This window comes from Nannocystis sp. RBIL2 (assembly GCF_026626745.1).
Classification (GTDB): Bacteria; Myxococcota_A; Polyangia; order Nannocystales; family Nannocystaceae; genus Nannocystis.
On the sequence record NZ_JAPNJW010000002.1, the window covers coordinates 1,228,008 to 1,254,573 of the forward strand.

The window sequence follows — 26,566 nt, forward strand, 5'->3', positions numbered from 1 at the left end:
CTTTCGTGTTTGTTCGGCGCGGAGTTGCGCTCGATCGACGTTCGCATCGACGCGCGCGGCAAACACGCTTGCAAACGCGCAGTGGCCGGCCTAACGTTCGGATATGCGCAGATTGGGATGGATGCTGGCGCTCGCGGCCTGCACACCGACGCAGAACATGATGACCACCGGGTCACCGACGTCGACCACCGGCTCGACCACCGAGGACGAGGACACCGGCATCCAGACCGTCACCGGCCATCCGACCACCGTCGACACCGACGGCACCGCGACCACCGATCCCACCGACACCGGCGTCACCTCGCAAGGTCCCACCAGCGAGCCCACCACCTCCACCACCGAGCCCGTCGGCGAGTGCGGCAATGGCGTCCAGGAGGGCGACGAGCTGTGCGACGACGGCAACGCCGACGACCTCGACAGCTGCACCTCGAAGTGTCGGCCGCCCGAGTGCGGCGACGGCATCATGCACGAGGGTGAGGACTGCGACGACGGCAACCAGGACAGCACCGACGACTGCACCGCCGAGTGTCTGTTCCCGGTGTGCGGCGACGGCTGGGCCCAGCCCGGCGAAGAGTGCGACGACGGCAACACCAAGGACAACGACGCCTGCCTCGATGGTTGTGTCGCCGCCGCCTGCGGCGACGGACTGATCTGGGACGGCGTCGAGGCCTGCGACGACGGCTTCAACGACAACAGCTACAACGGCTGCGCGCCCGGCTGCGGCAAGCTCGGCCCGCACTGCGGCGACGGCATCGTCGACAAGGTCGACATCAATCAGCCCAAGGGCTTCGAGTACTGCGACGACAAAGATCCGTTCGCCGGCGTCGGCTGCACCGAGGACTGCATCTACGACTTCTCGTCGGTCCCGCAGCTGTACTGCGCCGGCACCTGCTCGTGGGGCGGCGCGTCGGGCTGCGACCAGGCCGACGCCGACGTGTTCTGCAAGCTGCGCACCGGCGACCCCGCCGCGAAGGCCACCGCCTTCACGCTCGGGATGCCGCTCGAGGCCGGCGGCTTCCCGTGTTCGAACATCGGCGTCCCCATCGAACTCGACGGCAAGGACCCCCGCATCTCGCTCGGTCCGCTCCCCGACTTCAACATCGCCAAGACCGTTTATTATCAGGTCGCCCAGATCAAGACCTCGCACGGCGGCAACGCCAGCTCGACCATCATCGGCGCCACGCTGAAGTGCTCGCCCTAGCCTCGCCCCGGGGTTGCTTCGCGTCGCCCTCGCGCCGGAGCCCGGGCGCGCGAGGGCATGGGAGCGCCGCTCGAAATGCCGCAGCCGCGGCAGTGGTACCGCCCCGGCGCGCGGTCCGGACCGCAGCGTCCTGAGCCATGCAGAACCTCGCTCGCCGCGGCTTCTCGCGTGCGACTTGCTTCAGGACCCGCGCCGCCTGAGACTTCTTCGAGCCGGATGGGACCGTTCCGCCTCGAGACTCTCACCAGCCGCGACGTCCGGGACCGCCTCGAACGTCTCGAGCTACCGTTCAATCAATACGGCATGGATCCGTTCGGGATCTCCAAGAAGCACCTCGGCGTCTTCTATTCGATGCTCGAGGTCTTCTACAAAAATTACTTCCGGGTGAAGTGTTTCGGCATCGACAACGTGCCGGAGCGCGGCGGCGCGATGCTCGTCGGCAACCACTCGGGCGGCCTGCCGGTCGACGGCGGCATGGTGCTCGCCTCGCTGTTCTTCGGCCGCGACCTCCCGCGCCACGCCACCGGCATGGTCGAGAAGTTCGCCGGCAACTGGCCCTTCGTCTCGGAGTGGTTCTCGCGCGTCGGTCAGCTCCCCGGCCTGCCCGAGCACGCCTTGCGGCTGCTGCAGGACGGCCGCCTGCTGATGATCTTCCCCGAGGGCGCGCGCGGCACCGGCAAGCTCTTCAAGGATCGCTACCGCCTGGTCCAGTTCGGCACCGGCTTCATGCGGATCGCCCTGCAGACCGGCGCGCCGATCGTCCCCTTCGCCTTCATCGGCGGCGAGGAAGCGCTCCCCACCATCTACCACGCCAAGACTCTGGCCAAGATCGTCGGCGCGCCCTACTGGCCGGTCCCTCCGTACCTCGTCCCGTTCCCGCTGCCGCTCGGCTGCGAGATCCACTACGGCAAGCCGATGCACTTCCCCGGCACCGGCCGCGAGCCCGACGAGGTCATCGAGGGCTACGTCGAGCAGGTCAAGAGCGTCGTCGAGCTGCTGGTCCTCCGCGGCTGCGCGCTCCACCGCCAGCGCACCGACGGAACTTTCGCACAGGAACCCGAGGACAGCTCGTCCGGCTCGTCCTCCGCCGCGCCCGCCTCGACCTCCGGCCCGACCGACCCCGACTCCGAACCATGAAGATCCTGATCACCGGCATCAACGGCGCCCACGCGCGCATGGTCGCCCTGCGCCTGCGCGCCCGCGGCGACGAGATCCTCGGCATCGACCGCCGCCCCTGGCCCGACGCGCCCGAGGGCGTGCACGTGTTCCAGACCGACGTGCGCAAGCGGCCGGCCGCCGACGTGTTCCGCCAGCACCGGCCCGACGTCGTCATCCACATGGCGACGATCACTCACTTCACCGCCAGCGCCGAGGAGCGGCTGCGCATCAACCTCCACGGCACGCGCCTCGTGTTCGAGTACTGCCACGAGTTCGGCGTCAAGCAGGCCGTGTTCGTCGGCCGCCACACGATCTACGGCGCCGCCCCCGACGCGCCGCTGTACCGCACCGAGGAGGAGCCGCCGCTGGCCGTCTCGACCTTCCCCGAGCTGGCCGACCTCGTCGCCGCCGACCTGTTCGCCGCCGCCGCGCTGTGGCGCTGGCCCGGGCTCAAGACCGCCGTCCTGCGCATGGTCTACATGCTCGGCCCGACGCACCGCGGCACCCTCGCCAGCTTCCTCGCCGGCCCGCGGGTGCCGATGATCCTCGGCTTCGATCCGCTCTACCACTTCATGCACGACGAGGACGGCGTCGAGGCGATCGTGCGCGCCGTCGATCACCAGCTCAACGGGATCTACAACGTCGCCGGCCCGCCGCCCGTCCCGCTGTCGACGCTGGCCCGCGGCACCGGCCGCCAGCCGATCCCGATCCCCGAGCCGCTCTTCAAGTACAGCGCCGGCCGCTTCGGCCTGCCCTACCTGCCGCCCGGCGCCGTCGCCCACATCAAGCACCCGATCGTCGTCGACGCCACCGCCTTCCGCCGCGCCACCAACTTCGAGCACAAGCACGACGCCCACGCCGTCATGGTCAGCTTCCGCGAGTCCTGAAGGACATGTCGCGGTGGACATGTCGTGACAGACATGTCCCTCAGGACCCGCGGTAGGTCCCCGGCCGGTAGCGCAGCAGCGCCACCTCGAACGCCTCGAAGTGCTCGGCCAGCAGCTCGACCCGGCGCACCAGCACCGCCAATTCGACCGGTGCCAGCCGCGGACCCCGTCCCGCCGCGCGCCTGGCCGGCAGCGCGGGGTTGTCCACGGGGCCGTCCGCCGGGCCGGCGTCGAGCGCCTCGCCGAGCAGCACCGCCTCGACGTCATGGGTCGAGATCCCGACGTGGGCGATCAGCTCGCGCTCCTCGGGCCCGAGCTCGCGGACGCTGCGGATCCAGCTCCACACCCAGGCGTCGATCGCCGCGTCGGCCGGGTCGGCGGCCTCGACCGCGAGCCGCAGCGCGCGTGTCTCTCGGGCCAGCTCGGCCACGCGAGGCGGCAGGTGGTCGAGGGCCAGCGCCGCGTCTGCGCCCGCCAGCGCTTGCCGCTCCATCATCGGCAGCGGGCGAGCGAGCACCCCGGAGAACGACGCGAACGCGATCGTCCCCAGCGTGCTCGCGAAAAACACCAGCTCGAGCGGGTCAAACACCCCACGGATGAGCGCGGTGACGACGACCGCGATCGTCGACACGACCGCCCAGATCGCCAGGATCTTCGCTCGCCGGCGGCGCTCGAGCCGACGCGTCTCGATCGCCGCAGCGAGCCGCTGGTGGCGAGCGGTGCGCGTCTGCGCACGAATGCTAATCGCCGCCTCGTCGCCTCGATCACCTGGCACCGACCGCAGCGTAGATCACACTCGCGTCGGCGGCAGTGCCTTGGGTGCCTTCACCCCCGGGAGTTTCTCCGAGCAACCCCGAACTTCCGTGCTCGCCGCAAGACACGTTAGAATCACCGCGCGCGCCCCGGTCTACGGAGCGTGCCCCTTCCCTCGCTCGCAGGAGTCCCCATGACCCAGGCCACCACCTCGGACCGTCCCCTGCCTGTCACTACTGGTCGTCGCCGACGTCGCTTCGGCCTCGCCACCGCGGCGCTCGGCGCCGCCCTCCTCGGCAGCACGGTCGCCCCCTCGAACGCTGAAGCGGCCGTTCCTCGAGTGCTGCGACCAGGCACCCGCCCGATGCAGTTCCTGTTCGGCCTCGGCCCCTCGTGGGGCATCGGCGGTTCGTCGCACTACTACGACGCCGGCTACTACGGCCCCGGCTGCGGAGCACCCGGCTTCCCGTGTCGCTACGGCGGCTTCGGCTACTGGGGCTCGTTCAAGCTGACCCAGGAGTTCAGCGGCCACTTCAGCGGCAACGCCTCCGGCCCGGCGCTGGGCGTCCTCCTCAACGAGGAGTTCGGCTACCGCCGCTTCGGCTTCGTCATCGCGCCCAAGTTCACCTACGACATCCAGGTCAAGCGCGACCTCGGCCTCTACATCTCGCCGAACGTCTCGCTGGGCTACCAGCTGCTGTCGGACCGCTGGAACTACTACAACGGCGCCTACTACCACTACACGAACCACGCCGCGAACCTGCAGTTCGGCGTCGGTCTCAAGCTCATGCTCGACGACCGCTGGATCGTGTGGCTGCAGTTCCCGCAGTTCGACATGAGCTTCGGCCCGCGCTACGGCTACGGCTGCGGCGCCGCCCCAGGCGCCTGCCCGGCCTTCTTCATCGCCCGCCTGAACCTCCTGCTCGGCGGCGGCGTGTCGTTCTGAGCGAGCCGCGCGTGCCCAGCGGCGCGTCTCCCCTCGCTCGCCCGGTCGCCGTCGTCGGCGCCGGCTTCCTCGGCGCCCCCGTCGCTGCCGCGCTCGCGGCGACCGGGGGCGCTGGCGATCCGCCTGTCCTTGCGACCACGCGCTCCGGGACATGGCCCAACGGACATGTCCCGGAGGGCATCGAGCTCCGCCCGCTCGACGTCGCCGCGCTCACCCCTGCCGACATCGCCGCGGTCCTCGCCGACGCGCGTGCGCTGGTCGTCTGCTACGCCCCCGGCCAGCAGCAGGACCGCCGCGAGCTCTACGTCGAGGGCACCCGTCGGCTGCTCGCGGCCGCAGTCACCCTCCCGCTCACCCGCCTCGTCTACGTCTCATCCACCTCGGCCCTGCCCGACCGCGATGGCTGGCTCGACGACGACTGCCTCGAGTGGCCCGAAGAGCCGCGGGGCCGCGTGCAGCGCGAGGCCGAGGAGCTGGTGCGCGACACCTGCACGCGCCATGCGGTGCCGTGGACGATCCTCCGTCTCGGCGGCCTCTACGGTCCGGGTCGCGAGCTGTTCCGCCTCTACCGCGGCGCCGGCGACGACGCAGTCCTGGCGGGCGACGGCATGCAGCCGACCAACCTCATCCACTGCGAGGACGCAGTGCAGGCCGTCCTCGCCGCCTTGACCCTCGCGCCGGACGAGCGCGGCGTCATCAACGTCGTCGACGACGACCACACCCCGCGGCGTGAGATCTTCGCTCGCCTCGCCGCCCTCGCCGGACGGCCGCCCCCCCGATGGGAGCGGCCCGCGGGTCCGGCCGCGATCGGCAAGCGGGTCGGCAACGCGCGCCTGAAGACGCTGCTGCGCGTGGCCCTCCGGCATCCCTCTCACACCCCGGCGAGCCCCTGATCTTGCGTGCCTCGGGCGGGTGGTTAAACCCCTGAGCACGCCATGAACGTCGCCGCCGCCGTCACCCACCTCCTTCCTCTCCCGGCCGGTGGCGGCGTCGCCGCCCCTCTTGATGTGGTGGAGCTCCAGTCCGAGCTCGACGTCCTCGCCGACGAGGCCCTGCGCGCGCGCCGCCAGGGCCTTTCTTTGTTGACCGCGGTCCGCGACCCGCGTTTCCCGGCCCTCCAGGGCTTCCACCAGGGCCTGCGCGACGCCCTCTTCCTCGAGATACCGGAAGAGCTGGAGCCGTGGGCCCGGCTCGCCGCCAACGGAGCCGGCAATCCGCCGCTGCAGCACATGCTCTTCGACTTCGCCCGCGGCGGCGACGAGGACGACCGGCGCAGCGCCCTCCAGGCTGCCCTGGCCGAGCTGCTGGTGTTCGAGGCCATCCGCCTGCGCCTGTTCGTCACCGCCTTCCGCGGCGAGGAGTTCGAGGTCGTCGGCGGCGAGGAGTCCGACGTCGACGCGATCGCCTACACCGAGGTCGCGACGCTCCTCCACCGCCCCGAGCTCGCCGATCCCGAGGTCCGCCCGCTGACCGTCCTGCTCGCGTCCGCCTCGGTCTCGCTCGCCCGCGACGCCCAGTCGCGCGCCGAGGAGCTGCGCGACACCGGCGAGGACACCCGCGAGGAGCTGCGCATGCGCGCCCGCCTCCGCGCCGCCCTCCGCGAGCTCCGCCTGCCCGAGGCCGTCCTGCTGGAGAACGCCCTGGCCGCGCTGCTGGGCGAGGAGCGGCGCGAGCTCACCGAACTGCAGGCCGAGCGGCCCGTCGCCCTCGACGGCATGACTCGCCAGGCCATGGACCAGCGGGTCTCTCGCGGTCGGCGAGCGCTCGCCCACCCGCGCTCGACGTGGCCCCGCCGCCGCCGCCCGGCCCTGTTCGATCTGCTCCAGCGCGCCTGAGCCAAACGAAAGCGCGACGGCTCAGCGGCGCCAGCGCCTGTAAATCAAGATTAGAAGCTCTGCTTCGAGTCGCACCGCTGTTCGAAGCAGAGTTGACCTACTGCGCCCGAGACGATCGAGGGCGCAGCAGACCCGACAGCAGGCCAGCGGCTTCGCGTCGAGCTATCCGCTCCGTGAGGCTCACGTGCGCCTCGTTGGACGGCCCCTGGCCTGACTGCCTCCCTGCGTCGTTCGAAGCATCCTCGCTCCGGCAACACGCGTTCGCTGTGGCGCTCGCCGGTCCGCGCGCAGCGGAGCATCGCCTGTACCTCCCGGGATCGCCACCGAGCCGGCGCGAACCGACGAACCGCCGCTGACGACGAGCGCCGGCCTCGAGGCCCTGGAGCCGCGGCTTCAGGGGCGCGTCGTGCGTGCGAGGTCGACGTCACGGATCTCGCCTCGCGAACGGGTTCACGGCGGGCGCGACCCTGGTATGCTCCGCGCCCGCCATGGCCGCCCCACCCGAACCCACACGCGGACCGCGGATCGCCCTCGCAGCGGTGATCGCCGGTCTCAGCCTCGGCCTCGACCTTTGGAGTAAGGCGTGGGTCTGGAACAATTTGCGGGACCAGGCCGCCTGGAAGGTCAGCGACAAGCTGCTGCACTTCGACTTCGCCTGCAATCCCGGCTCTGCCTTCGGCTTCCTCAACGACGTCGACTGGGCGCGCTACTTCTTCATCGTCATCACCCTGGCCGCGGTCGGCTACCTCGTCCACCTCGCGCGGACCTTGCCGACCACCAGCCGGGCCGCCTTCATCGCCATCGGCCTGATCGCCGGCGGCGCCCTCGGCAACCTGCACGACCGCCTGGTCCGGGTCTACGCCGGCGACTACTGCGTGGTCGACTTCATCGTCGTCTACCTGTGGGGCGGCAAGACCTGGCCGGCCTTCAACATCGCCGACGCCGTCCTGGTCGCGGGCGTGCTGTTGTTCCTGCTCGTGCTGCCGCGCACCGAGGCCGCCGCCGACAATCGGACCGCCGCCTGAGCCTCGTGCGGCCCCAAGCGTCGAGGCAACCATCTGCCTGAGTCTCTTGCGGCCACCCCCGACAATCGGACCTCCGCCTGAGCCGCGAGCTCTCGCGCCGCGAGGCAGCCGTCATCGGACCTTCGCCCGGACCCTCGAGCTGCCCCTCAGGGCACCGAGGCGGCGCCCGACAATCGGGCCTCAGCCTGAGCCATGAGCTCTCGCCCCGAGGCAGCCGTCATCGGACCTTCGCCCGAACCATCGAGCTCCCGCCCCAGGGCACCGCGGCCACCCCCGGACCTCCCCTCAGCCTCGAGCTCCCGCTCCGGACCTGCCTCGTCCTGCTGCGCCCCGGGCCGCCGCCGGTCGAACCCGCCAGAGCACCGCGGCAACCGCGCTACCGAACCCGCAACCCTGCCCGGCAGCCCTTCGGACCGTCTCTGCGGCCCGCGGCGCAGCGGTGGCTGCGCTTGCTCGCCCTGGTGCCTCGGGTACACTGGCCAGGTTTTTCGGCCCTACATGAGCGACACGCCAGCATCGAACCGGCTCCGGCCGATCCTCGTCACCGCGTCCGCAGCCGCGGTGTTTCTGATCCTCGATCTCGTGACCAAGAGCTGGGCCTGGGACAACCTCCGGCCGCCGAACCGGCAGATTGCCGCGATCGGCAACTGGTTCCACTGGTCCTACAGCTTCAACACCGGCTCCGCCTTCGGCTTCCTGCGCGGCCAGGACTTCTCGCGTCCCCTGTTCATCGTCGTCACCCTCGTGACGGTGGTCTACATGGCCGCCCTCGTCCGCAAGCTGCCGACCGACCGCCTCTACGGCTTCTTCGCCATCGGCTGCATCATCGGCGGCGCCCTCGGCAACATGCACGACCGCCTGCTGCGCCAGGACTCCGACCCCCACGGCAACCTCACCCACGGCGTGGTCGACTTCATCCGCGTCTGCTCCCCGTGGAACCCTCGCGGTCTGTGCTGGCCGAACTTCAACGTCGCCGACATCGCCCTCGTCGTCGGCGTCCTGCTGCTCATCCCTTACTTGATGTTCCACGCGCAACCGCCGGAAATCAAAGAAAATACGCCCGATGCAAAGCCCGCCAGCTGAGCCGCGGTCGGGGCCCCGACTTCTCGAAGCGAAGCGCCCCCCAGTCGCTCTTGAACCCAGGGCAAGGCCCTCCCACCGGAGCCGCAGTCGCGCCGCCGGCTCCGGGCAAGGCGACACCTGAACCTCGTCGGCCGCCCAATCCGCAGGCGGCAGCGCTGCGGGCGGCGATTTGATGAGCCCCCCGTTCCTCGCCCCGGAAGCTCCGCGGCTCACCGAGCACTCGCCACCGCCTGTGGAGTCCGCCCAGCCCTGAAGCCGGCCGCTCAGGCTCGCTCGAACGCGCGCACCTTGTCCCAGGACTCGCGGCGTTCGGCCTCCGGGTCGGAGTCGATCACGATCCCCCCGCCACTCTGCAGCCACAGCCCGGCCGCGTCCGCCACCCCGGTGCGGATCGGGATGCTGCAGCGCAGACCGTCGGGCAGCAGCGCCACGATCGCCCCGCAGTAGATCCCGCGAGCGCGCTGCTCGAGCCGCTCGATGTGCTCGGCCGTGCGCCGCTTGGGGGCTCCTGTCACGCTGCCGCCGGGGAACACCGCCGCCATCACCTCCGCCAGCGTCCATCCCTGGCGCAGCGTGCAGCGGACCTCCGACACCAGGTGATGCACCGTCGGCAGCGTCACCAGCTCGGGCCGGGCCGGCGCGCGGACCGAACCCGGACGCGCGAGCCGGCCGAGATCGTTGCGCACAAGATCAACGATCATCACGTGTTCAGCGAGATCTTTGATGCTCTGCTGCAACTCTTCTTGGGCCGCCCGATCGCCCTCCGGATCGGCCCCTCGCGGGCGCGTCCCCTTGATCGGCCACGAGCGCGCCAGGTCGCCCCCGTCCTCTCCTGCCCCCAGCTCGATCGCCAGCAGCGTCTCCGGCGAATTGGAGATCGCCCAGCGTCCGCACGGCCGGCCGGGCTCGATCGCCAGCAGGCCTCCCATGCTCGCCGGCGTCGCCGCCTGCACCGCGGCATACACGGCCGCCGCCCTGGCCGCCACCGGCCGACTCGCCCATTCCGGCAGCCACCGCGCCACGAACGGCTGCGTCAGGTTGATCTGGTACGTCTCCCCGGCCGCGATGAATTCCTGCGCCCGGCGCACGCGCGCCCGGTAGTCCTCGGCAGCGACCAGCGCCTCGACCGGACCCAGCGGCCAGTCCTGTCCCCAGAGCCAGGTGGCGGTCGCCAGCCGCGCCAGCAGTTCCGCCCCGGCGCGAGCGTCCCCATGGATCTGCTCGCGCGCCCCGAGCTCGAGCGCCGCCCGGTAACGGCGGAGCACCAGCCCCGGCAAACTCGCCGCCGTCCGCGGGCGGCCGAGCAGCGCCGCAGTGCCCACCTCGTACGTCAGCCAGCCGAACCACGGCAGCCTCGGCTCCGCCCGCCAGAGCGCCTCGATCGTCGGCAACGCCGTCAGATCGTCGGCCACCACCTCGAGGTCGGGCTCGAGCGCCACGAACCCGCGGCCCGCTCCGCCGTCGAGCCACGCCAACGCGCCGCCCGGCTCCGACGCGGCCAGCGCCGCGATCTGGCGCGCCCGGCTCACTCGGCGTTCTTCTGCGCCAGCGCCTCGCGGAAGCCGAACGTGTAGTCGACCGCGCTCTTGATCGACACGAACACCGACAGCCCGAGCAGCACCAGGCCGACTCGATGGAAGTCGAGCGCCTCCTCGATGCCCGGCAGGCGGTAGCGGTAGTGCATCAGCAGGAACGAGATGCCCGTCAGCTGGAACGCCGTCTTCGCCTTACCGCCGGCGCTGGCGGCGATGATGATGTTCTCCGAGCTGGCGAGCGAGCGCAGGCCGTTGATGTAGAACTCGCGGGTCAACAACAGCACCACCAGCCAGGCGGGCGCGCGGTCGTCCATCACCAAGTAGATGAGCACCGCCGACACCATGATCTTGTCGGCGAGCGGGTCGACGAACTTGCCGAACACCGTCACCAGGCCGGAGCGGCGGGCCAGCCAGCCGTCGATCAGGTCGAGCAGCGACGCGACCGTGAACAGCAGCGACGCGAGCACGCAGCGCCACGGATCGGTCTTGTCGATCAGCATGAGCACCGGCGGGATGAGGAACACCCGGCCGATGGTGATCATGTTGGGGAGATTCAGGATCTCCCGGCGGAAGCCTTCGTACCTCTTCACAGAAAGCCGCGGGAGCCTACCGCGAAGCCAGGGCCACGTCCAAGACAAGACGCGAGGCCCTGCGAGATCGGCGTCGGCTCACGGACTGGCGATCGCCCGCGCGGGGCTCGCCCCGCCGGCCCCGTCCTGAAGCAGCCGCTCGTACGCATAAAACCGGCGCAGGACCGCCTTCACGTACGCACGCACCCCCGGGTGTGGCGGTACCCCGCCGTACTTCTGCACCGCGCCGGCGCCCGAGAAGTAACCGGCCGCCACCAGCACCATGTCGCCGCCGAACCGGTTGGCCAGGAGGCGCAGGAACTTGGCCCCGCCGTAGATGCTCTGGCGTGGGTCGAACGCCTGCTGGACCCCGAGGAAGCGCGCGGTCGACGGCATCAGCTGCATCAGCCCCATCGCCCCCGTGCTGCTGACCGCCCCGGGATAGTAGTTGCTCTCGGTGTGAATCACCGCGCGCACCAGCGACTCCGGCAGCTGATACAGCCGCGCCGCCCCGCGGATGTGCGTCTCCCAGCGGCGCGAGCGTTCGTCGGCCAGCGCCTCGGCGACCTCGACCTGCGGATCGCGGCGCGGCGCCGACGGTTCCGCCTCGGCCGCCGCAGTCTTCGGCGCCCCGCCTTCGCCGCCGCTGCCCGGCATCTCCTCGACCTCGCGCCGTCCCGCGCCGACAGCGCGCACGGGCGTCACGTGGACCACCCCCTGCGCGTCCGTGTAGCGGCGGTAGGTCGGTTCGGCTGCCCCCGCAGGGCCCGGAAGCGTGATCGAGATCGCCGCCAACACCGCTGCGCAGCCGCGCCGCGTCTGCCAGGTCCGCCGCAGCGGCATGGGCCGATCCGCTCCCACGGGCCCAGCCTATCGCCGCCGCGGACCCTTGTCGACCGGCCCCGCCGCTCTGCTACTTTCGCCCCACCACCATGACCGCCAGCACGCCGATCCACCACGCGCGCTACCTCGTGCTCGGCAGCGGGCTCGCGGGCCTCTACTTCGCCCTCGAGGTCGCGGATCGCGGACCGGTGGTGATCCTCACCAAGCACCGCGCCGAGTCGAGCAACACCCGCTGGGCCCAGGGCGGGATCTCGGCCGTGTTCGCGGGCGACGACTCGCTCGAGGAGCACATCGAGGACACGCTGACCGTCGGCGCCGGCCTGTGCAACCGCGACATGGTCACCTACGCCGTCCAGCGCGGACCCACCCTCGTGCGGCGCCTGGCCGAGCGCTACGGCGTCCGCTTCGACCGCGTCGGCGGCGACGAGCACGCCCCCTTCGAGCTCGGGCGGGAAGGCGGCCACTCGCGCCGGCGCGTCGTGCATCACCGCGACACCACCGGCTACGAGATCGAGCACGCCCTGCTGGCGGCCGCGCACGCCCACCCGAACATCACGATCCACGAGCACCACACCGTCATCGACCTCCTGAGCTGGACCAAGGTCGACGGCAGCCGCGGCTGCTTCGGCGTATACGCGCTGAACAACGCCGCCGATCGCGTCGAGGCATTCGTCGCCCCGATCACCGTCCTCGCCACCGGCGGGGCCGGCCGCGTCTACCGCTATACGACCAACCCGGCGGTCGCCACCTCCGACGGCGTCGCGGTCGCCTACCGGATCGGCGCCTCGGTCGGCAACCTCGAGTTCATGCAGTTCCACCCGACCTGCCTGCACCACCCCGATGCCAACACCTTCCTGATCTCGGAGGCGCTGCGCGGCGAGGGCGGCATTTTGCGGCGGGCCGACAGCAGCGACCTCATGGCCGAGCGGCACCCGATGGGCTCGCTCGCCCCGCGCGACGTGGTCGCCCGCGAGATCGACGCCGAGCTCAAGCGGTCGGGCGAGCGCTGCGTGTTCCTCGACATGACGCACCTCGATCCCGACTACGTGGTCAGCCGCTTCCCGGCGATTCACGCCCGCTGCATGTCGGTCGGCATCGACATGCGCAAGGACCCGATCCCCGTGGTCCCCGCGGCCCATTACATGTGCGGCGGCGTCGTCGTCGATCGCCACGGCCGCACCGACATCCCCGGCCTGATGGCGATCGGCGAGGTCGCTATGAGCGGCCTCCACGGCGCCTGCCGCCTGGCCTCCAACAGTTTGCTCGAGGCGGTCGTCCTCGCCGACGGCGCCGCCCAGGCCTGCGACGACTTCGGCCGCGGCCCGCCCGATCAGGTCAGCCCGTGGAACGAGGGCGCCGCCCGCGATTCGGACGAGGCGGTCATGGTCTCGGCCAACTGGGAGGAGGTGCGCGCCGCCATGTGGAACTTCGTCGGCATCGTCCGCTCGGACAAGCGCCTCGAGCGCGGGCGGCGGCGGCTCGACCTCATCCGCGAGGAGATCCTCGAGTACTACTGGAAATTCCGCGTCACCCGCGACGTGCTCGAGCTGCGCAACATCTCTCTGGTCGGCAGCCTCATCATCGAGTGCGCCCGCCAGCGCAAGGAGTCGCGCGGCCTCCACTACACGATCGACTACCCGACCACGCGCGACGAGTACGCGCACGACATCATCCTCGACAAGCGCAGCGGGCCCAGGGCCTGAGCCGACCTGGCCTTTGTGACAGGAATTAATCGAGCTGTGCCCACGCTCCGCGAACCCGGCATTCGCCCGCCGATGCGTCGCCGCCGGTCCTTGTTGCTCGCCGGTCTGTTGCTGATGGCCTGTCGCGGCGGCGGCGGCGCGCGCAGCCCCGAAGCGTTGCGCGAGGCTTATGCCCGGGCTCTGGCCGCCGACGATCCGGCCGCCGCGTACGCCTTGCTCAGCCCGGAGCTGCGCGCGGCGACCTCGAAGGAGGCGTTCACGGCGCGCTGGAAGGCGCAGGCGGCCGAGCGCTCGGCGGCCAAGGCCGCGCTCGACACGCTGCCGCCCGCGCTCAAGACGCCGGTGCGCGGCGGCGAGACCGTCCACGACGGCGCCGTGCTCGCATGGGCGCAAACCGGCGGCCATTACCAGGTCGTGAGCGGCCTGCCGGGCTTGCCGGACCTCTCGACCCCGGCTAGCGCGATTCGGGCCTTTCTGACCGCCGTCCGGCGGGCCGATCTCGGCGCGCTTTCCACGCTGCTCGCAGACGATCTCTCTTCGCGCCTCCGCGACGACTGGAACCGCCGGGCGGACCTTCTGGAGCAACTCCTGAAGCAACCTGGGGCAATTGAGTTCACGCCGGGGATGGAACGCGCGATCCTGCGCTACGAGCCCGGGCGCGCCCTGACGCTCGAGCAGACTCCTCAGGGATGGCGGATCGTGGCCCTGCAGTGAGATATGCCAGGTTCACACCGTTCTTTTCACTGGACGCGCCTTACCCGGCTGCTATCTACTTTGCCCGACAGGCGGGCAAACCCGCTCGTCCGGGGTGGCTACAATCGTAGCCACTCGCAGTAGCCCCCTGACTGCTGGCCTCGCGATGGCCGGCAAGTGGCCGACCGGTGTCCGGGCGGCCGTCCGATACCGACCCCCTTGGCTTGTCGCTGCTTCTTCGCCCTTTCCGCCGCGCCATCCACCGGCGGCGCCGTCACCTGCAGGATTGCCCCGATCGGCCCCCTGGGCCTTTTTTCCGCTTAAGGAGCACCCTGCGCCGACGCGCCGAGCCCGACTGCACCGGGCCCAACTGTCCCGAACTACTTTGAAGGTGGGGGATTTCGTCCCCACGACGCCCGTCGACGAGTCGGCGGCACAAGAGGTGCAGAGGGGCGCGCGCAAACGCCTGGAGACGAACTGCCGATGCAACCCCGATTCAACGTTGGTGAGAAGGCCGTTTACCCGACTCACGGTGTCGCCGAGGTCATGGCCCTCGAGACGAAAATCATCGAGTCGCGCCCCTTCCAGTTCTATCACCTGCGCGTCTTCGGCTCCGGCCTGAAGATCATCGTGCCGGTGGCCAAGGCCGAAGAGAACGGCATGCGTCCCCTCGCCGACGGCGAGATGATCGACGAGCTCTACGATCTGCTGCGCGACCACGAGGTCCCGTGCGATCGCCAGACCTGGAACCGGCGTTACCGCGGCTTCATGGAGAAGATCCGCACGGGTTCGCTGTTCGAGGTCGGCGAGGTGTACCGCGATCTGAGCCTCCTCAAGCACACCAAGAATCTTTCGCACGGCGAGCGGCAGATGCTGCAGACCGCCCGGAACCTGGTCATTCGCGAGCTCTCGACCGTCCGCAACGAGCCCGAGTCCGCGATCGCCGCTGAGCTGGACTCGATGCTGCAGGCTTGAGTAAGGTCCGCGCGTGGCCACCGACATCAATGAGTCCGTCGAGATCCAGATCTCGACCTTGCCCTGGGAGCAGATCGCGGTCGACGCCTTCGTCTGTCCGACCAACTCCGAGGGCGTGATGAGTCACTTCCCGGCCAACAAGATCCGCGACCTGGCCGGCCGCGAGATCGAGGCGATGGTGAAGGAGCACACCCCGCTGGCGATCGGCGCCGCGTTCGTGACGCCCGCGGGCAAGATGAAGGCGAAGTACCTCATCCACGTGCCCAACACCGATCGCCCCGGCGGTCGCGTCCAGGTCGAGGACGTCCTGCGCGCCACCGCGGCGGTGCTGGTGGCCTGCAAGGTCAAGGGCTTCACGAGCGTCGCCGTCCCGTTGATGGGTGCGTTCGAGCTCGGGATCCCTGCCGAGGAAGCCGCTCGCGCGATCCACAGCGAGCTCAAGGTCTACCGCGGCGAGCGCCCGCTCCGCGCCTTCCTCATGGCCAAGGACGCCGACGACGTCGAGGTGTTCGAGTTGGCCATGGAAGGGAACATCCCGTAGATGAGCCCCCTGCTCGACTACCTGCCTCTCGTCGCAGCCGTCGGGCTCATCGGGGTCCTCGCCGGCCTGGTCCGCGCGCGTGCGAGGCAGCAGGCCGCGCCCGACGCCGGCGAGAGCCTGGTTCAGCTGCGCCCGCGTCAGCCCGTCGACACCGGCGGCCTCCTCGCGCTGGCCGGCCTCGGCTTCGCGCTCGCGCTGGCCCTGGTCCTGTTCGCGCCGACCGCCGCGGTCTGCCTGTCCAGCACGACATGTCCGGAAGGACCTGCCCTTTGGGTCAGCGCCGCCGGCCTGGGTCTGCTGGGTCTGGCGACCGCGATCGCGTGGCCCTCGCTGACCCGCGCGCCATGATCCGCCCGCGCGCCGCCGCCTCGCCTGCGCCCGCGTCGGCGAGCGGCGTCGTCGCGCTGGGTGTCTCGGCGAGTAACCTGGCCCAAAGCGCCTGCGACGGCCCGGCGCTGGACGTCGTGTCGCGCGAGCTGGCGTCGCCGCTTCGCGGCTTCAGGGTCCGTGCGAGCTCCTCGCTCGAGCTCGCGGGGCAGGACTTCCCGCTGCACCCGCCCGCTTCGGCCATGCCAGGCGTCGACGAGATGTCTGCGAGCTCCTCGCTCGCGGTCGTCTCGCCGCCTCTACTTCTTCGCGGCTTCGAAGCAAGCACTTGCACTGGGCTTGAGGTCGCGTCGCTGCGCTCGTCCGCTTCGGTCGACGAGACGCCGACGAGTTCGCCGCGCGAGGCCGCGTCGCCGCTTCCACTTCTCTGCCGCTTCGAAGCAAGCGCGAGCACTCGGCTCGAGGTCGCGTCGCTGCGGTCGACCGCCTCGGTCATGCAAGTTGTCGGCGAGACGCTGGCGAGCTCCTCGCGCGAGGCCGCGTCACCGCTTCCACTTCCTCGCGACTTCGAGGCAAGCGCGAGCACCCGGCCCGAGGTCGCGTCGCCGCTTCCGCCCGCTTCGGTCATGCGTGGTGTCGACGAGACGCTGGCGAGCTCCTCGCCCGAGGCCGCGTCACCGCTTCCACTTCCTCGCGACTTCGAGGCAAGCGCGAGCACCCGGCCCGAGGTCGCGTCGCCGCTTCCGCCCGCTTCGGTCATGCGTGGTGTCGACGAGACGCCGGTGAGCTCCGCGCCCGAGATCGCATCGCCGCTTCTTCGCAATTTCGACGCGAGCGCGAGCTCCTCGCCCGAGTCCCTGTCGCAGGACGTCGCCCTGCGGCTGTCCACTTCGGTCGTCTCGCCGCTCCCACTCGCCCGCGTCGCGCACGCGAGCTCGCCGCTCCCTCGTCGCAACTTCCTCCGCGCCGCGCTCTCGCCCGCAGCGCCTTGCGTCCTCTTCTTCGCGCTCGGGCTCGGCTGCGGGGCCCCTCCGACGGGAGTGCGCGCCGAACCGGGGACGCTGGTGTTCACGCCGGCGGCGCAGCGTCTCGAGCTGCGACTCGTGAATCACGGCGCGGCGCCCGTCCCGTTGACGCGGATCCGCTTCGACACCCGCACCCCCGACTGGGGCGCCTTCTCGATCGAGAACCGCGAGTACCCGCGGGAGATCGCTGCTGGCGGAGCCGTGAGCCTGCGCCTCCGCGTCGACCGCGACCACTTCGATCGCACCGGCGCCTCCGGCTCCGGCAGCGCGCGCCTCCTCTTCGCGGCGGGAGAGGCGCCCCAGATCGTCGAGCTCCGCTGGGAGCCACCCGATCTCGCGAGCGATCTGCGGCGCACGGCGATCCGCACCGCCCTGGCGCTCGCGCTCGTCGCGCTGGCGTGGATCTCGACGCGCCGCACCCGGCTGAACTGGACCGCCTGGCTGCCGGTGGTGGCCGTCCTGGCGCTGTTCCCGTTCGGTCCGGGCCTGTGCTTCGACGGCCTCGGCAGCAGCCTTTCCGCCGCGGACGTCGAGCAGTGCGCCGCGGGACGGGGAGGTGCTTCGCTGTCGCTGATCGCCGTCGGCGAAGGCTGGCTCGTCTATCTCGTCGCCCTCGTGCTCGCCGGTCTCGGTCGCCTCGTCGACCGGGCTGCGCTGGCCCGCCGCCTGGCGTCGCGCGACCTCGCCCTCGCCGCCGCATTCGCCGGCCCTTTGCTGGCCTTTGGCACCCTCGATCCACGGCAGCTCGTGGGGGAGCAAGCAGCGGGGCTCGTCGGCGGTGCTGCGATCCCCCCCGCCTGGGGAATCTTCGTGCAACCGATCGCCGCTGCCGTCGCCCTCGCGGTCGCGGCCGCGCCGCCGGCAGGACGGCTCGAGCGGCTCGTCTTCGCGGCGGCGTTCGTCGCCTGTTTCCTCGGCGGTGGTGTGCCCGCGACGGTACTCGCCGGCAGCGGCCACGGCCTCGTGCTGTTCATCGGCGCAGTCGTGGCGGCGGCGAAGATCGCTGCGGTCGTGTGGTTCGTGCAGCGGCTGCACGCGTCGGCCACCGGCTCGCGTGCGCGCGCCGCTCTCTTCTTTCTCGAGCGGGCCGCGATGCCCCTGGCGATCGCCAATCTGCTGGCGACGTCGGTCTACGCCCTGCTGTGGTGACGCGGGATGCGAGCAGGGCCGGGCGGCCAGGTCCCGAGAGACGGGTGCGGCGCTGCGCACTCAGCGCGCAGCGTGTCCGGTGTCTCCAACGTAGCTTTTTTCCGAAGCTGGTGTTAGCGTGGCCGGCGAAAAGCCTTGACCGCAGGCTTGCCCGGCGAGCGCGGATGCTAGTTCGGACGCCAAACCTCGTAATCCGAGTGAGACGGGACACACGCGACGCCGTTACGGCCCCACGGACCTGGGCTGAGATGGCGTCGCCGCAGGCTCGCGTGAAGAACCTGTCCCAAAGATATGAGCAGGCGCGGTATTGTACCCAGACCAACATCGGTGGGAGCTGCCCCTCCGATCGCGGTCGCGGCCCACGTGGGCCACGGGGAGGCGAATAATGGCAACCACGATCGCCCAGATCGGTGGATTTGAACTTTGGGACATCCTGCAACTTGCGCAGACATCGCGCATGTCGATCAAGCTGTCCGTCGAGTCGCCGCATGGCGTCGGCGCGATGTTTTTCCAGGGCGGCAACCTCGTCCACGCCGAGACCGGCGCGGCCCAGGGTGACGACGCCGTCAACACGATCCTCGACTGGCGCGAGGGCAGCGTCTCGTCTTCGCAGTTGCCCGAGAACTGCCCGCAGACGGTACGACACACCTCGATCGTCGCGTTGTTGATGGACCGAGCTCGTCAGCGCGACGAGGCTTCGCGCAACGAGCCGCCGCCACGCAGCGAGCCGCCGCGTAGCGAGCCACCGCCGCGAAGCGAGCCACCGCCACGCGCCGCGACGCCGCCCTCCCCTCCGCCGGTGCCGGTGATCGAGAAGCCGCAGCGAGCTGCGCCGGTCACCGTCCCGCCACTTCCGCCGCTGCCCGTCTCTACACCGACGCCGGCCTACGCGGCCGCCCCCAACGTTGCAGCGCGCGACAAGGAGCTGTCAGACATGGACCTCAAGGTCGTGAAGGCCATCCTCGAGGAGCTCGACGACCACCTCATGGGCGGCCTCATCAGCGTCGACATCATCAGCAAAGCCTCGGGCATGTCGCTCGCGGGCATCAACTCGGCGCCGAAGGCGTGCGCCATGTTCAACCGCCTCTCCGAGCAGCTGCACAACGCGCTGACCCGCTCGGAGGATGCCCTCGCCAAGGGCATCAACAAGTTCATCATCGAAGGCGACAATGGCCTCCTGATCTTCGTCATCGAGCTCGACGACCGTCACCGCTGGGCGATCCTCGTCGACGGCGTCAAGGCGCAGCTCGGGTGGGTGTTCGTCATCATCCCCGAGCTCCAGCCGCGCCTGATCGCCGCGCTGAAGGGTCGCTGAGTCGGCTGTCCTGAGGGACATGTCCTCACGGGCATGTCCCTCGGCACCTGCTCCCGAGCACCTGGCCGAACAAACCTGGCCGATCGGACAGCCCCGTGGTCTACATCAGCAAGGTCTACACGAAGTTCGGCGACCGCGGCGACACGATGCTCGCCAGTGGCGACACCGTCGGCAAGGACGCCCCGCGGGTCGCCGCCTACGGCGAGGTCGACGAGCTCAACGCGGTGCTCGGCGTGCTGCGCGTCGAGCTCTCCCGCATCGGCGAGCCCGGCGAGCGCCGCGAGTTCCTGGCCGCGCTCGACGCCTCGCTCGCGCGGATCCAGCAAGAGCTGTTCGACCTCGGGGCCGAGCTGGCGACGCCCGGCGCGACCGAAGGCAAGGCGCCGCTCAAGGTCGAGGAGGCCGACGTCACGCGCCTCGAGCACGAGCTCGACGCATGGAACGCCGACCTGCCGCCGCTGCGCAGCTTCATCCTGCCGGGCGGCGGGCCGCTCGGTGCGTGGGCCCACCTCGCACGCACCGTGTGCCGCCGCGCCGAGCGCAGCGTCGTCGCGCTCGCCCGCGTCGAGCCGGTCCGCGGCGAGGCCGTCCGCTACATCAACCGCCTGAGCGACTGGTTCTTCGTCGTCGCCCGCGCCGCGGCCCATGCCTTCGCCGTCCCCGAGGTGCTGTGGGATACCCACCGGAAGCCCGCCCCGTGACCCCGCCCCTCCTGAAGTTCCGCTACGAGTACCCGCCCGGCGAGGCGCACTTCCTCGAGGCGCCGACAGCCGAGGCCGCGGTGCTGTTCCTGCGCCGCACGTACCCGCACAACCCCGTCGACGTGCTGCCGACGCTGCGCGAGATCTCGCGCTGGCCCGCGTTTTGGAAGACCGTCGACACGCAGGGGCTCGTCCTCCCCGACAACGCCAAGCCGCGCTCCTGAGCGGTTTCTGCAGCGCCGGGGCTCGCTTGACAGGGCCCGAGGCCCCGCCCACCCTCCGAGGCGATGGCCGACGACGATCCGATCACCGAGGGAACTCTCGATCGCCACCTCCATCGGCCGCTCGCAGCGTGGGTCCTCGAGCGGGTGCGACCGGCGCCGAGCGTCGAGCTGCTCACCCTCGCCGGACTGGTGGTCGGCCTCACCGGCGCCGTCGCCGTGCTGCTGGCCGCGCCGAGCGGCGTCGACTGGATCTTCCCCGCCTGGCTGTTGTTCGCGTTCACCGTCGCCAGCCGTTGTCGCCGCCTCGTCGCCGGCGCCGCGGAGGCCGAGGCCGGCACGCTCGAGTTTGCGATCGGCGCCGCCTTCTGGGTCGCGCTGACGCTGCGAGCCGCGCCCGCCAACCCGTGGGCCTGCACCCTCGCGTCGGTGGCGCTCGTCAGCGCGCTGATCCACGTCGGGCTCCACGCCGAGCTGCGTCGCCGGTTCCGCGACCTGACCGGCGGTGGCAGCGACGCAGCGCCGCCCTCGCCGCGGCCCTCGGTGACCGCGCTGTCCCGCGGGCTCGGCCCCGCTGTGTTCCACGACATCGCCGCCGCGCTGCTCGGACCGGAGCACACCGGCCCCCGTCCCACCCCCGGCGCTGCCCGCTCCCTGCTGGCCCCGCCCCTGCGCATGGCCGCACCGCTGAGCCACGACACTCACCTCGCGCTGCTCTACGTCGCCACCGCCGCCGCGGCGGTCCGGCTCGACCTGTCCTTCTGGACAGCCGCACTCGCGGTCGCGCTCGGGCTCAACGTGTGGGCGCTCCTGGTCGTGTCGGCCTGGCGCCGCGCCGAGGCGTTGGTCTGCCGACTTCCGCCCGCCTGAGCTGCAAGCGTGGTGTGACTGGGTGCCGACGCGCGGGCTCAACCGAGCCGCGTACCTGGCCCAAAGGTCAGACGCATCCTCGCCGCAGCGCTGGCCCGCCCGAAGTCCGCACCTGCCCCTCGGGCAAAGTGTGACCGCGCGTTTTCCGCCCGAAGTCCGCACCTGCCCCGAAGGCCAGGCGCGTCACGTGGCTCGCCCAGCTACCAGCGCCGCGCACGACTCCGCTCGAGCCACGCGGCTGAACGACGCGCGAGGTCCAGGTACGACGAGCGCGCCCGGGCTGCGGCGAGCGCAGCGCGGGCGCGAATGTGTCTGGCCGATCGCGCATGTCCCCGGGACCCTGTCCGCGGGGACACACGCCGACGGCGCTCAGGACGCGGCGGCCTGCTTCTCTTGCACCGTCTTGTGCAGCAGGTCGACGAGCTCGTCGATGTTCGTCAACTTGTTGAGCTCGGCGCGGGGGACCTTCACCTTGAGCTCGCGCATGCTGCAGGAGACGACCTCGACGATGTCGAGGCTGTTGGCGCCGAGGTCCTTCATCGACTTGGCGGGGTCGACCTGGGCCGCATCGATCCCTTCGACGGTGTCCACGAGGTGGCGCTTGACGACGGCCAAGACATCATCGCGGGTGCTCATTCTCGGTTCTCCTTGGTGGGCGCGGTGCAGGTTGCCCGCAGCGAATCTCGCAGGAAGCGAAGGTCAAAAACTCAGCCCGTGACGCTCGCGCGCCGAAAACAGGCGAACGACGTTGTCGGCGAAACCGAGGCCCCTGTCCAGTAGCAGAATCTGCCCCTTGACGCCGTCCATGAGGCCGCTGCAGAGGGCCAGCGCCGCGGCCGCGACCTCGTCGGGGTCGATGAACCAGCCTTCCGAGTAGTACTTCTTGCAGAACGGCACGAAGTCGGGCCCGAAGGTGGCCTCCAGCGATGCAGTCTCGACCGGGTTCGCGCGCAGGATGTTGATGCGAACATCCTCACTGAGCAGATCTGCCGTGAGGTAGCGACAGAAGGTCTCCATCACGGTCTTGCTCGCGGCCACGAAGTCGTAGCCCGGGAGGAAGTACTCGGGCCCGCGCGACGACATTCCCACCGCGTAGCGCGGCCAGCGACCGAAGGTCTCGCGGATGGCCTGCAGGTAGCCGACGAACGGCCACGCGCTGTAGCCGAGGCTGCGCAGGAAGCTCTTCTTGTCGAGGTCCTCGTGCGACTTGCTGACGTGGGCGAACGACACGTTGCTGATCAGCGCGAACACGGCGTCGTGGTCGCGCTTGACCGCCTCCATCAGCGCCTCGGTGTCCTCGTCCTGCGACGCGTCGGCCTCGACGATCGTCGGCGCCGGCGCGCCCGCGGCTTCGAAGCGAGCCCGCAGCTCGTCCTCGTCGGCCGAGCCCCAGCGGTGCGTCAGGTACACGTGTGCGCCGTACTTGCCGAACAACAGGCCGGTCGCCAGGCCGATGCCCGCCGTCCCGCCGGTGACGATGACGGCCTTGCCCTTGAGGTCGTTGCGGAGGATCACGCCGGAGCTCCTTCCTTGTCGCTGCCGCCGACGAGCCGCGGCCCGAGCGTGGCGACGTTGTCGACGAACGCCGCGCCGCGGTCGAGCGTCAGCACCTGCCCGCCCATCGCGTCGAACAGCCCGCTGCACAGCGCGAGGGTCGTGTCGGCGACCTCGTCGACGGTGCACGCGAACTCGGGGAACTTGCCCGCCAGCTCGCGCTGCTGGGCGGCGAACATCTGCTCGTAGCTCTCGGTCATCACCTGGCGGGTGCGCAGGGCGTTGACGATGCAGCCGTGCTCGTACAGGTGCGTGCTCATGTAGCGCACGAACGTCTCCAGCACCGCCTTGGCCACCGCCACGTAGTCGTAGCCGGGGTAGTGCGTGTCGGGCCCGTCGGACGACATCGCCAGCGCGTAGCGGGGGTAGCGGCCGAACGCGGCGTGCAGCGCCTGCAGGTAGCCGACGAACGGCCAGCTCGAGTACTCGAGGCTCTTGTACAGCGCGCGCCGGGTGTGCTTCTCCGGCCCTTCGCCGCGCTGGACCACGCAGACGTTGCTGATGAACGCCCACACGCCGTCGCACTCCTCCTTGAGCCGCGCGGTCAGCTTGTCGGTGTCCTCCTCGCGCGACGCGTCGGCCTCGATCACCAGCGGCGCCGGGGCTCCGGCGGCGATGAAGCGGGCCTTGAGCTCGTCCTCGTCGGCCGAGCCCCAGCGGTGCGTCAGCACCGTGCGCGCACCCTGGCGCCCGAACGCGAGCGCGCACGCGAGGCCGATGCCGCGCGTCCCGCCCGTGATCAAGACGACCCTGTCCTTGAAGTCATTGAGCAAGCGTCATCCTCCCTGGCCTGGCCCGTAGTTCGTGCGGATCCGCGCCACCGTCTCCGGGTCGGCGAAGCATACCTCGTGCATCATCGACTCGACCGTGCGCGCCTCCTCGAAGGCCCGTCGGCGCGGCAACGCCAGCGCACGTTTGAGCAACAGCAGCGCAGCCCGCGGCTTGTCGGCGATCCGCGCCGCCATGTCGAGGGCCCGCGGCAGCACCTCGACGCGCGGCACGACCGCGTTGACCTGGCCGCGCCCCGCCAGCTGCTCGCCGCGGAAGTACTGCGAGCCGTACAGCATCTCGGCCCCGACGTACTCGCCGAACGCGAACTGCACGAGGCGCGTCGCGCCCATCCCCGGCGTGAAGCCGAGGTCCATGAAGTTGGCGCCGTAGCGGCTCTCGCGGGCCATCACGACCATGTCGCAGGCGAGGCCGAACACCAGGCCGCCGCCGACCGCGGGCCCCGCCATCGCGGCGATCGTCGGCACCGGCACCTCGAGCAGCGCCCGCGTCAGCAGCAGGTCGTACGGGGCGATCGTGCCGTCGGCGAGGCCGAGCAGGACGTCGCGGTCGCCGCCGGCGGAGAACGCCTCGGGCAAGCCAGCGACCACGCACACGCGCACGTCGGCGCGCCGGCCGAGGTCCTCGAGCGCGCGCGTCAACGCGGCCGCGAACGCCCGGCTGAACGCGTTCTTACCGGCCGCGTCGCGCATGGTCAGCACTGCCACGCCGTCGCGCTCGAGCGTCACCTCGACGAGGCTGTCTGTTGGGACATGCGCGTTCATTCCTGTCCTTTCAGCCTGGCGAACCACGGCGGCGCCTGCCCCTCGGCCAGCAGGGCCGCCAGCGCCGCCCGCAGCTCGGGGTCTTCGAGGTCGGCCGCGGTCTGGGCCACCCCGCCCTGCCCCGCCGGCCCGGTGATCCGCTTGAGCGTCGCTACCGCCTGCGGCCGCGCGCGCAGCAACGAGCGCAAGAGGCCGCGCAGCGCCTTGTCCGGGTCGTCCGCGACCACGTCCACGAGACCCCACGGCTCGGCCTGGGCGGCAGTCACCAGCTCGCCGGTCAGCGCCAGCCGCCGGGTCCGCCGCGCGCCGATCCGGGCCTCGAGCGCCGGGAAGATCACCGCCGGCACCAGCCCGTAGCGCAGCTCCGGCAGCGCGAACGTGGCGGTCGGCGCCGCCACCACCAGGTCGCACGCGGCCGCCAGGCCGACCCCGCCGCCGCTGGCCGCGCCGGTGACCACCGCGAGGGTCGCCAGCTTCGCGCTCGCCAGCAGCTCGAGGCAGCCGGCGAAGCGCTGCATCGCCTCGCGCATCTGCGCCGACGGGGTCCGCAGCGCCGCCGCCAGGTCCATGCCGGCGCAGAACTCGGGGCCCTCGCTGGCGATCACCAGCGCGCGCGCCGGGCCGGCGACCGCCTGCTCGACCGCGTCGGCCAGCGCGGCGATCCCGTCGGTGTCCAATGCGACATGTCCTCCGGGACCTGCCCCGAGGAACAGCCGATGGATCAGCTCGCCCTCTTCGCAGCGGACGCGCACGCGATCACCTCCGAAGTGCAGAAACGAGGGGACGAGCGGCCGGGCCGCACGACGCCGAGAGGCGGCGCGGCCGGCGTGGCGAGGGACATGCGCGGCATGGTCGGAGCCTCAGGACAGGCGGTACTCCCGCTGGAAGCCGCGCACCGCGTCGAGCACGAGGCGGCCCTTGCCGGCGTAGGCGCGCTCGTAGAGCCCGCGCAGGCCCGACTGGTCGACCTCGTAGTCGCTCTGGTCGATGAAGGCGGCGCGCTGGCGCTCGAGCGCCTCGTACTCCTCGATGGTCAGCGGCATGCGGCGATCGAGGCCGGCGCCGACGCGCTGGCTCGCGACCTGCTCGCGCGCGCGCTCGCCGACGGTCGCGCGGTAGAACTCGGCGCAGGAGCCCGAGCCGTAGGAGAAGATCGAGACCTTGTCGCCCGCGCGCAGCTCGGGGTCGGCGTCGATGAGGCCGAGCATGGCGATGAAGGTCGCCGAGGTATAGGTGCCGCCGAAGCGCGAGTTGTAGCGCAGCGCCTGCTTCGACTTGCGCTCGAAGTGCGCCTTGGCCTCGCGCAGCGACATCTCGTGCGGACCGCGGCGCAGCAGCGCCCGGTGGGCCCTGAAGGTCATGCCGCCGAACGGCACGTGGTAGATGTGGCGCGCGAACTCGGCGTCGTAGTCGACCATGCCCGAGCGGGCGACGAAGTGGTCGTAGGCGCCCTCGAGCGCGTCGAGGTAGCCGTACAGGCTGGTGTCGGCGTGGCCGACCTCCTTCGTCGAGGTCGGGCGGTAGGTGTCGAAGATCTCCTGCGTCCAGTAGCCGCAGGTGTCGAGGTCGAGCTCGAGCACGTCGGGCTGGGCGCTGACCAGCATCGCAGTGGCCGCCGCGCCGAGCACGTACTCCCACGGCTGGCCGAGGTGCACGCGGCTCTGATCGGTGCAGACCACCAGCGCCTTCTTGCCTGGCGCCGCGCCCGACGCGACCCAGTGCGCCGCCATCATCAGGCCGCCGGTGCCGCCGTAGCAGGCGTGCTTGGTCTCGAAGTTGCGGCAGTTGGCGGTGAGCCCGCAGTAGCGCTGCACGTAGGTCGAGATCGGCTTGCCGAAGTCGACCGACGACTCGGTGCCGACGATCACGAGCTCGATGTCCTGGCGGTCCTCGGGCCGGACGATCTGCAGCGCGGCGTTGACCGCCATCGTCACCGGATCTTCCCACGTCGGGTTGAGCGAGCGCTCGCTGACCCACAGCTCCTCGAGCGGGTGGCGCGGGTCGTGGTCGCGCGCCTCCGCGAGCAGCTTCATGTCGAGCGAGAGCGTGCACGGGTACGCCGTGATCCGCTCGATGCCCACGCGCGGCCGGTGGTGCGCCATCG

Annotated in this window: 28 protein-coding genes; 18 read left to right on the forward strand and 10 right to left on the reverse strand. The window is 71.0% G+C overall.

The window, feature by feature from the left end:
- The first annotated feature begins 103 nt into the window (after positions 1–103).
- From OV090_RS30070 to OV090_RS30080, 3 genes are all read left to right on the forward strand, one after another.
- Positions 104–1,201 carry a DUF4215 domain-containing cysteine-rich repeat protein gene (locus tag OV090_RS30070; RefSeq protein ID WP_267708080.1) on the forward strand — a complete coding sequence of 366 codons (1,098 nt, stop codon included), beginning with the start codon at positions 104–106 and terminating at the stop codon, positions 1,199–1,201.
- Between the two features lie 216 nt (positions 1,202–1,417).
- Complete coding sequence (locus tag OV090_RS30075; RefSeq protein ID WP_267708081.1) at positions 1,418–2,338, forward strand: lysophospholipid acyltransferase family protein; 921 nt, start codon at positions 1,418–1,420, stop codon at positions 2,336–2,338.
- Complete coding sequence (locus OV090_RS30080; RefSeq protein WP_267708082.1) at positions 2,335–3,246, forward strand: NAD-dependent epimerase/dehydratase family protein; 912 nt, start codon at positions 2,335–2,337, stop codon at positions 3,244–3,246. Before OV090_RS30075 ends, OV090_RS30080 begins: the two co-directional genes overlap by 4 nt.
- A gap of 40 nt (positions 3,247–3,286) precedes the next feature.
- Here the strand turns inward: OV090_RS30080 and OV090_RS30085 are convergent, their stop codons facing one another.
- A complete protein-coding gene (locus OV090_RS30085) occupies positions 3,287–4,021 on the reverse strand; it encodes a hypothetical protein (RefSeq protein WP_267708083.1) in 735 nt (244 codons plus the stop codon).
- 342 nt (positions 4,022–4,363) lie between these two features.
- Here OV090_RS30085 and OV090_RS30090 point away from each other — a divergent pair, with 342 nt between their 5' ends.
- From OV090_RS30090 to OV090_RS30110, 5 genes are all read left to right on the forward strand, one after another.
- Positions 4,364–4,945, forward strand: a complete 582-nt coding sequence (locus OV090_RS30090; protein WP_267708084.1) for a hypothetical protein — start codon at positions 4,364–4,366, stop codon at positions 4,943–4,945.
- 11 nt (positions 4,946–4,956) lie between these two features.
- On the forward strand, positions 4,957–5,838 hold the full coding sequence (locus tag OV090_RS30095) for an NAD-dependent epimerase/dehydratase family protein (RefSeq protein ID WP_267708085.1): 882 nt from the start codon (positions 4,957–4,959) through the stop codon (positions 5,836–5,838).
- Positions 5,839–5,880: 42 nt separating this feature from the next.
- Complete coding sequence (locus tag OV090_RS30100) at positions 5,881–6,780, forward strand: hypothetical protein (protein ID WP_267708086.1); 900 nt, start codon at positions 5,881–5,883, stop codon at positions 6,778–6,780.
- Positions 6,781–7,268: 488 nt separating this feature from the next.
- A complete protein-coding gene (gene lspA / locus OV090_RS30105; protein ID WP_267708087.1) occupies positions 7,269–7,805 on the forward strand; it encodes a signal peptidase II in 537 nt (178 codons plus the stop codon).
- A 498-nt stretch (positions 7,806–8,303) separates the two neighbouring features.
- Positions 8,304–8,888, forward strand: coding sequence for a signal peptidase II (locus OV090_RS30110; RefSeq protein ID WP_267708088.1), 585 nt, complete (start codon positions 8,304–8,306; stop codon positions 8,886–8,888).
- A 263-nt stretch (positions 8,889–9,151) separates the two neighbouring features.
- On the opposite strand, the gene OV090_RS30115 is transcribed toward OV090_RS30110, so the two are convergent.
- The 3 genes from OV090_RS30115 to OV090_RS30125 form a co-directional block, all read right to left on the reverse strand.
- The gene (locus OV090_RS30115; protein ID WP_267708089.1) at positions 9,152–10,417 is read right to left on the reverse strand and encodes an anthranilate synthase component I family protein; all 1,266 of its coding nucleotides are present in this window, start codon (positions 10,415–10,417) and stop codon (positions 9,152–9,154) included.
- Complete coding sequence (pgsA, locus tag OV090_RS30120) at positions 10,414–11,013, reverse strand: CDP-diacylglycerol--glycerol-3-phosphate 3-phosphatidyltransferase (RefSeq protein WP_267708090.1); 600 nt, start codon at positions 11,011–11,013, stop codon at positions 10,414–10,416. The genes OV090_RS30115 and pgsA overlap by 4 nt, the downstream gene beginning before the upstream one ends.
- A gap of 78 nt (positions 11,014–11,091) precedes the next feature.
- Complete coding sequence (locus OV090_RS30125) at positions 11,092–11,835, reverse strand: lytic transglycosylase domain-containing protein (RefSeq protein ID WP_267708091.1); 744 nt, start codon at positions 11,833–11,835, stop codon at positions 11,092–11,094.
- An 89-nt stretch (positions 11,836–11,924) separates the two neighbouring features.
- Here OV090_RS30125 and nadB point away from each other — a divergent pair, with 89 nt between their 5' ends.
- The 10 genes from nadB to OV090_RS30175 all read left to right on the forward strand — a co-directional run bounded on the left by nadB (position 11,925) and on the right by OV090_RS30175 (position 21,355).
- Entirely contained in the window at positions 11,925–13,538 is a 1,614-nt protein-coding gene (gene nadB / locus OV090_RS30130) for an L-aspartate oxidase (RefSeq protein ID WP_267708092.1), read from the forward strand.
- A 36-nt stretch (positions 13,539–13,574) separates the two neighbouring features.
- Complete coding sequence (locus tag OV090_RS30135; protein WP_267708093.1) at positions 13,575–14,252, forward strand: hypothetical protein; 678 nt, start codon at positions 13,575–13,577, stop codon at positions 14,250–14,252.
- A 462-nt stretch (positions 14,253–14,714) separates the two neighbouring features.
- The gene (locus OV090_RS30140) at positions 14,715–15,206 is read left to right on the forward strand and encodes a CarD family transcriptional regulator (RefSeq protein WP_267708094.1); all 492 of its coding nucleotides are present in this window, start codon (positions 14,715–14,717) and stop codon (positions 15,204–15,206) included.
- A 13-nt stretch (positions 15,207–15,219) separates the two neighbouring features.
- Positions 15,220–15,747: a macro domain-containing protein gene (locus OV090_RS30145; RefSeq protein ID WP_267708095.1), complete on the forward strand. Its 528-nt coding sequence runs from the start codon at positions 15,220–15,222 to the stop codon at positions 15,745–15,747.
- The gene (locus tag OV090_RS30150) at positions 15,748–16,095 is read left to right on the forward strand and encodes a hypothetical protein (RefSeq protein ID WP_267708096.1); all 348 of its coding nucleotides are present in this window, start codon (positions 15,748–15,750) and stop codon (positions 16,093–16,095) included.
- A 761-nt stretch (positions 16,096–16,856) separates the two neighbouring features.
- Positions 16,857–18,248, forward strand: coding sequence for a hypothetical protein (locus OV090_RS30155; protein ID WP_267708097.1), 1,392 nt, complete (start codon positions 16,857–16,859; stop codon positions 18,246–18,248).
- Positions 18,249–18,633: 385 nt separating this feature from the next.
- Complete coding sequence (locus OV090_RS30160) at positions 18,634–19,563, forward strand: DUF4388 domain-containing protein (RefSeq protein WP_267708098.1); 930 nt, start codon at positions 18,634–18,636, stop codon at positions 19,561–19,563.
- Between the two features lie 95 nt (positions 19,564–19,658).
- Positions 19,659–20,264, forward strand: coding sequence for a cob(I)yrinic acid a,c-diamide adenosyltransferase (locus tag OV090_RS30165; protein WP_267708099.1), 606 nt, complete (start codon positions 19,659–19,661; stop codon positions 20,262–20,264).
- Positions 20,261–20,488 (forward strand): hypothetical protein, encoded by a 228-nt coding sequence (locus OV090_RS30170; RefSeq protein ID WP_267708100.1) that lies wholly within the window; start codon positions 20,261–20,263, stop codon positions 20,486–20,488. The genes OV090_RS30165 and OV090_RS30170 overlap by 4 nt, the downstream gene beginning before the upstream one ends.
- 63 nt (positions 20,489–20,551) lie before the next feature.
- A complete protein-coding gene (locus tag OV090_RS30175; RefSeq protein ID WP_267708101.1) occupies positions 20,552–21,355 on the forward strand; it encodes a hypothetical protein in 804 nt (267 codons plus the stop codon).
- Between the two features lie 369 nt (positions 21,356–21,724).
- Here the strand turns inward: OV090_RS30175 and OV090_RS30180 are convergent, their stop codons facing one another.
- The 6 genes from OV090_RS30180 to OV090_RS30205 form a co-directional block, all read right to left on the reverse strand.
- Entirely contained in the window at positions 21,725–21,991 is a 267-nt protein-coding gene (locus OV090_RS30180; protein WP_267708102.1) for a phosphopantetheine-binding protein, read from the reverse strand.
- A 63-nt stretch (positions 21,992–22,054) separates the two neighbouring features.
- Positions 22,055–22,870: an SDR family oxidoreductase gene (locus tag OV090_RS30185; RefSeq protein ID WP_267708103.1), complete on the reverse strand. Its 816-nt coding sequence runs from the start codon at positions 22,868–22,870 to the stop codon at positions 22,055–22,057.
- Complete coding sequence (locus OV090_RS30190; RefSeq protein ID WP_267708104.1) at positions 22,867–23,682, reverse strand: SDR family oxidoreductase; 816 nt, start codon at positions 23,680–23,682, stop codon at positions 22,867–22,869. The genes OV090_RS30185 and OV090_RS30190 overlap by 4 nt, the downstream gene beginning before the upstream one ends.
- A gap of 3 nt (positions 23,683–23,685) precedes the next feature.
- On the reverse strand, positions 23,686–24,462 hold the full coding sequence (locus OV090_RS30195; protein ID WP_267708105.1) for a polyketide synthase: 777 nt from the start codon (positions 24,460–24,462) through the stop codon (positions 23,686–23,688).
- Positions 24,459–25,214 (reverse strand): enoyl-CoA hydratase/isomerase family protein, encoded by a 756-nt coding sequence (locus tag OV090_RS30200; RefSeq protein ID WP_267708106.1) that lies wholly within the window; start codon positions 25,212–25,214, stop codon positions 24,459–24,461. The genes OV090_RS30195 and OV090_RS30200 overlap by 4 nt, the downstream gene beginning before the upstream one ends.
- A gap of 108 nt (positions 25,215–25,322) precedes the next feature.
- Positions 25,323–26,564 (reverse strand): hydroxymethylglutaryl-CoA synthase, encoded by a 1,242-nt coding sequence (locus OV090_RS30205; RefSeq protein ID WP_267708107.1) that lies wholly within the window; start codon positions 26,562–26,564, stop codon positions 25,323–25,325.
- Positions 26,565–26,566: the final 2 nt, after the last annotated feature.

Coding starts and splice junctions, on each gene's coding strand:
- OV090_RS30070 (WP_267708080.1), top strand. CDS start 104: ATGCGCAGATTGGGATGGATGCTGGCGCTCGCGGCCTGCACACCGACG.
- OV090_RS30075 (WP_267708081.1), top strand. CDS start 1,418: ATGGGACCGTTCCGCCTCGAGACTCTCACCAGCCGCGACGTCCGGGAC.
- OV090_RS30080 (WP_267708082.1), top strand. CDS start 2,335: ATGAAGATCCTGATCACCGGCATCAACGGCGCCCACGCGCGCATGGTC.
- OV090_RS30090 (WP_267708084.1), top strand. CDS start 4,364: ATGCAGTTCCTGTTCGGCCTCGGCCCCTCGTGGGGCATCGGCGGTTCG.
- OV090_RS30100 (WP_267708086.1), top strand. CDS start 5,881: ATGAACGTCGCCGCCGCCGTCACCCACCTCCTTCCTCTCCCGGCCGGT.
- lspA (WP_267708087.1), top strand. CDS start 7,269: ATGGCCGCCCCACCCGAACCCACACGCGGACCGCGGATCGCCCTCGCA.
- OV090_RS30110 (WP_267708088.1), top strand. CDS start 8,304: ATGAGCGACACGCCAGCATCGAACCGGCTCCGGCCGATCCTCGTCACC.
- OV090_RS30125 (WP_267708091.1), bottom strand. CDS start 11,835: ATGCCGCTGCGGCGGACCTGGCAGACGCGGCGCGGCTGCGCAGCGGTG.
- nadB (WP_267708092.1), top strand. CDS start 11,925: ATGACCGCCAGCACGCCGATCCACCACGCGCGCTACCTCGTGCTCGGC.
- OV090_RS30140 (WP_267708094.1), top strand. CDS start 14,715: ATGCAACCCCGATTCAACGTTGGTGAGAAGGCCGTTTACCCGACTCAC.
- OV090_RS30150 (WP_267708096.1), top strand. CDS start 15,748: ATGAGCCCCCTGCTCGACTACCTGCCTCTCGTCGCAGCCGTCGGGCTC.
- OV090_RS30160 (WP_267708098.1), top strand. CDS start 18,634: ATGGCAACCACGATCGCCCAGATCGGTGGATTTGAACTTTGGGACATC.
- OV090_RS30175 (WP_267708101.1), top strand. CDS start 20,552: ATGGCCGACGACGATCCGATCACCGAGGGAACTCTCGATCGCCACCTC.
- OV090_RS30180 (WP_267708102.1), bottom strand. CDS start 21,991: ATGAGCACCCGCGATGATGTCTTGGCCGTCGTCAAGCGCCACCTCGTG.
- OV090_RS30195 (WP_267708105.1), bottom strand. CDS start 24,462: ATGAACGCGCATGTCCCAACAGACAGCCTCGTCGAGGTGACGCTCGAG.
- OV090_RS30205 (WP_267708107.1), bottom strand. CDS start 26,564: ATGGCGCACCACCGGCCGCGCGTGGGCATCGAGCGGATCACGGCGTAC.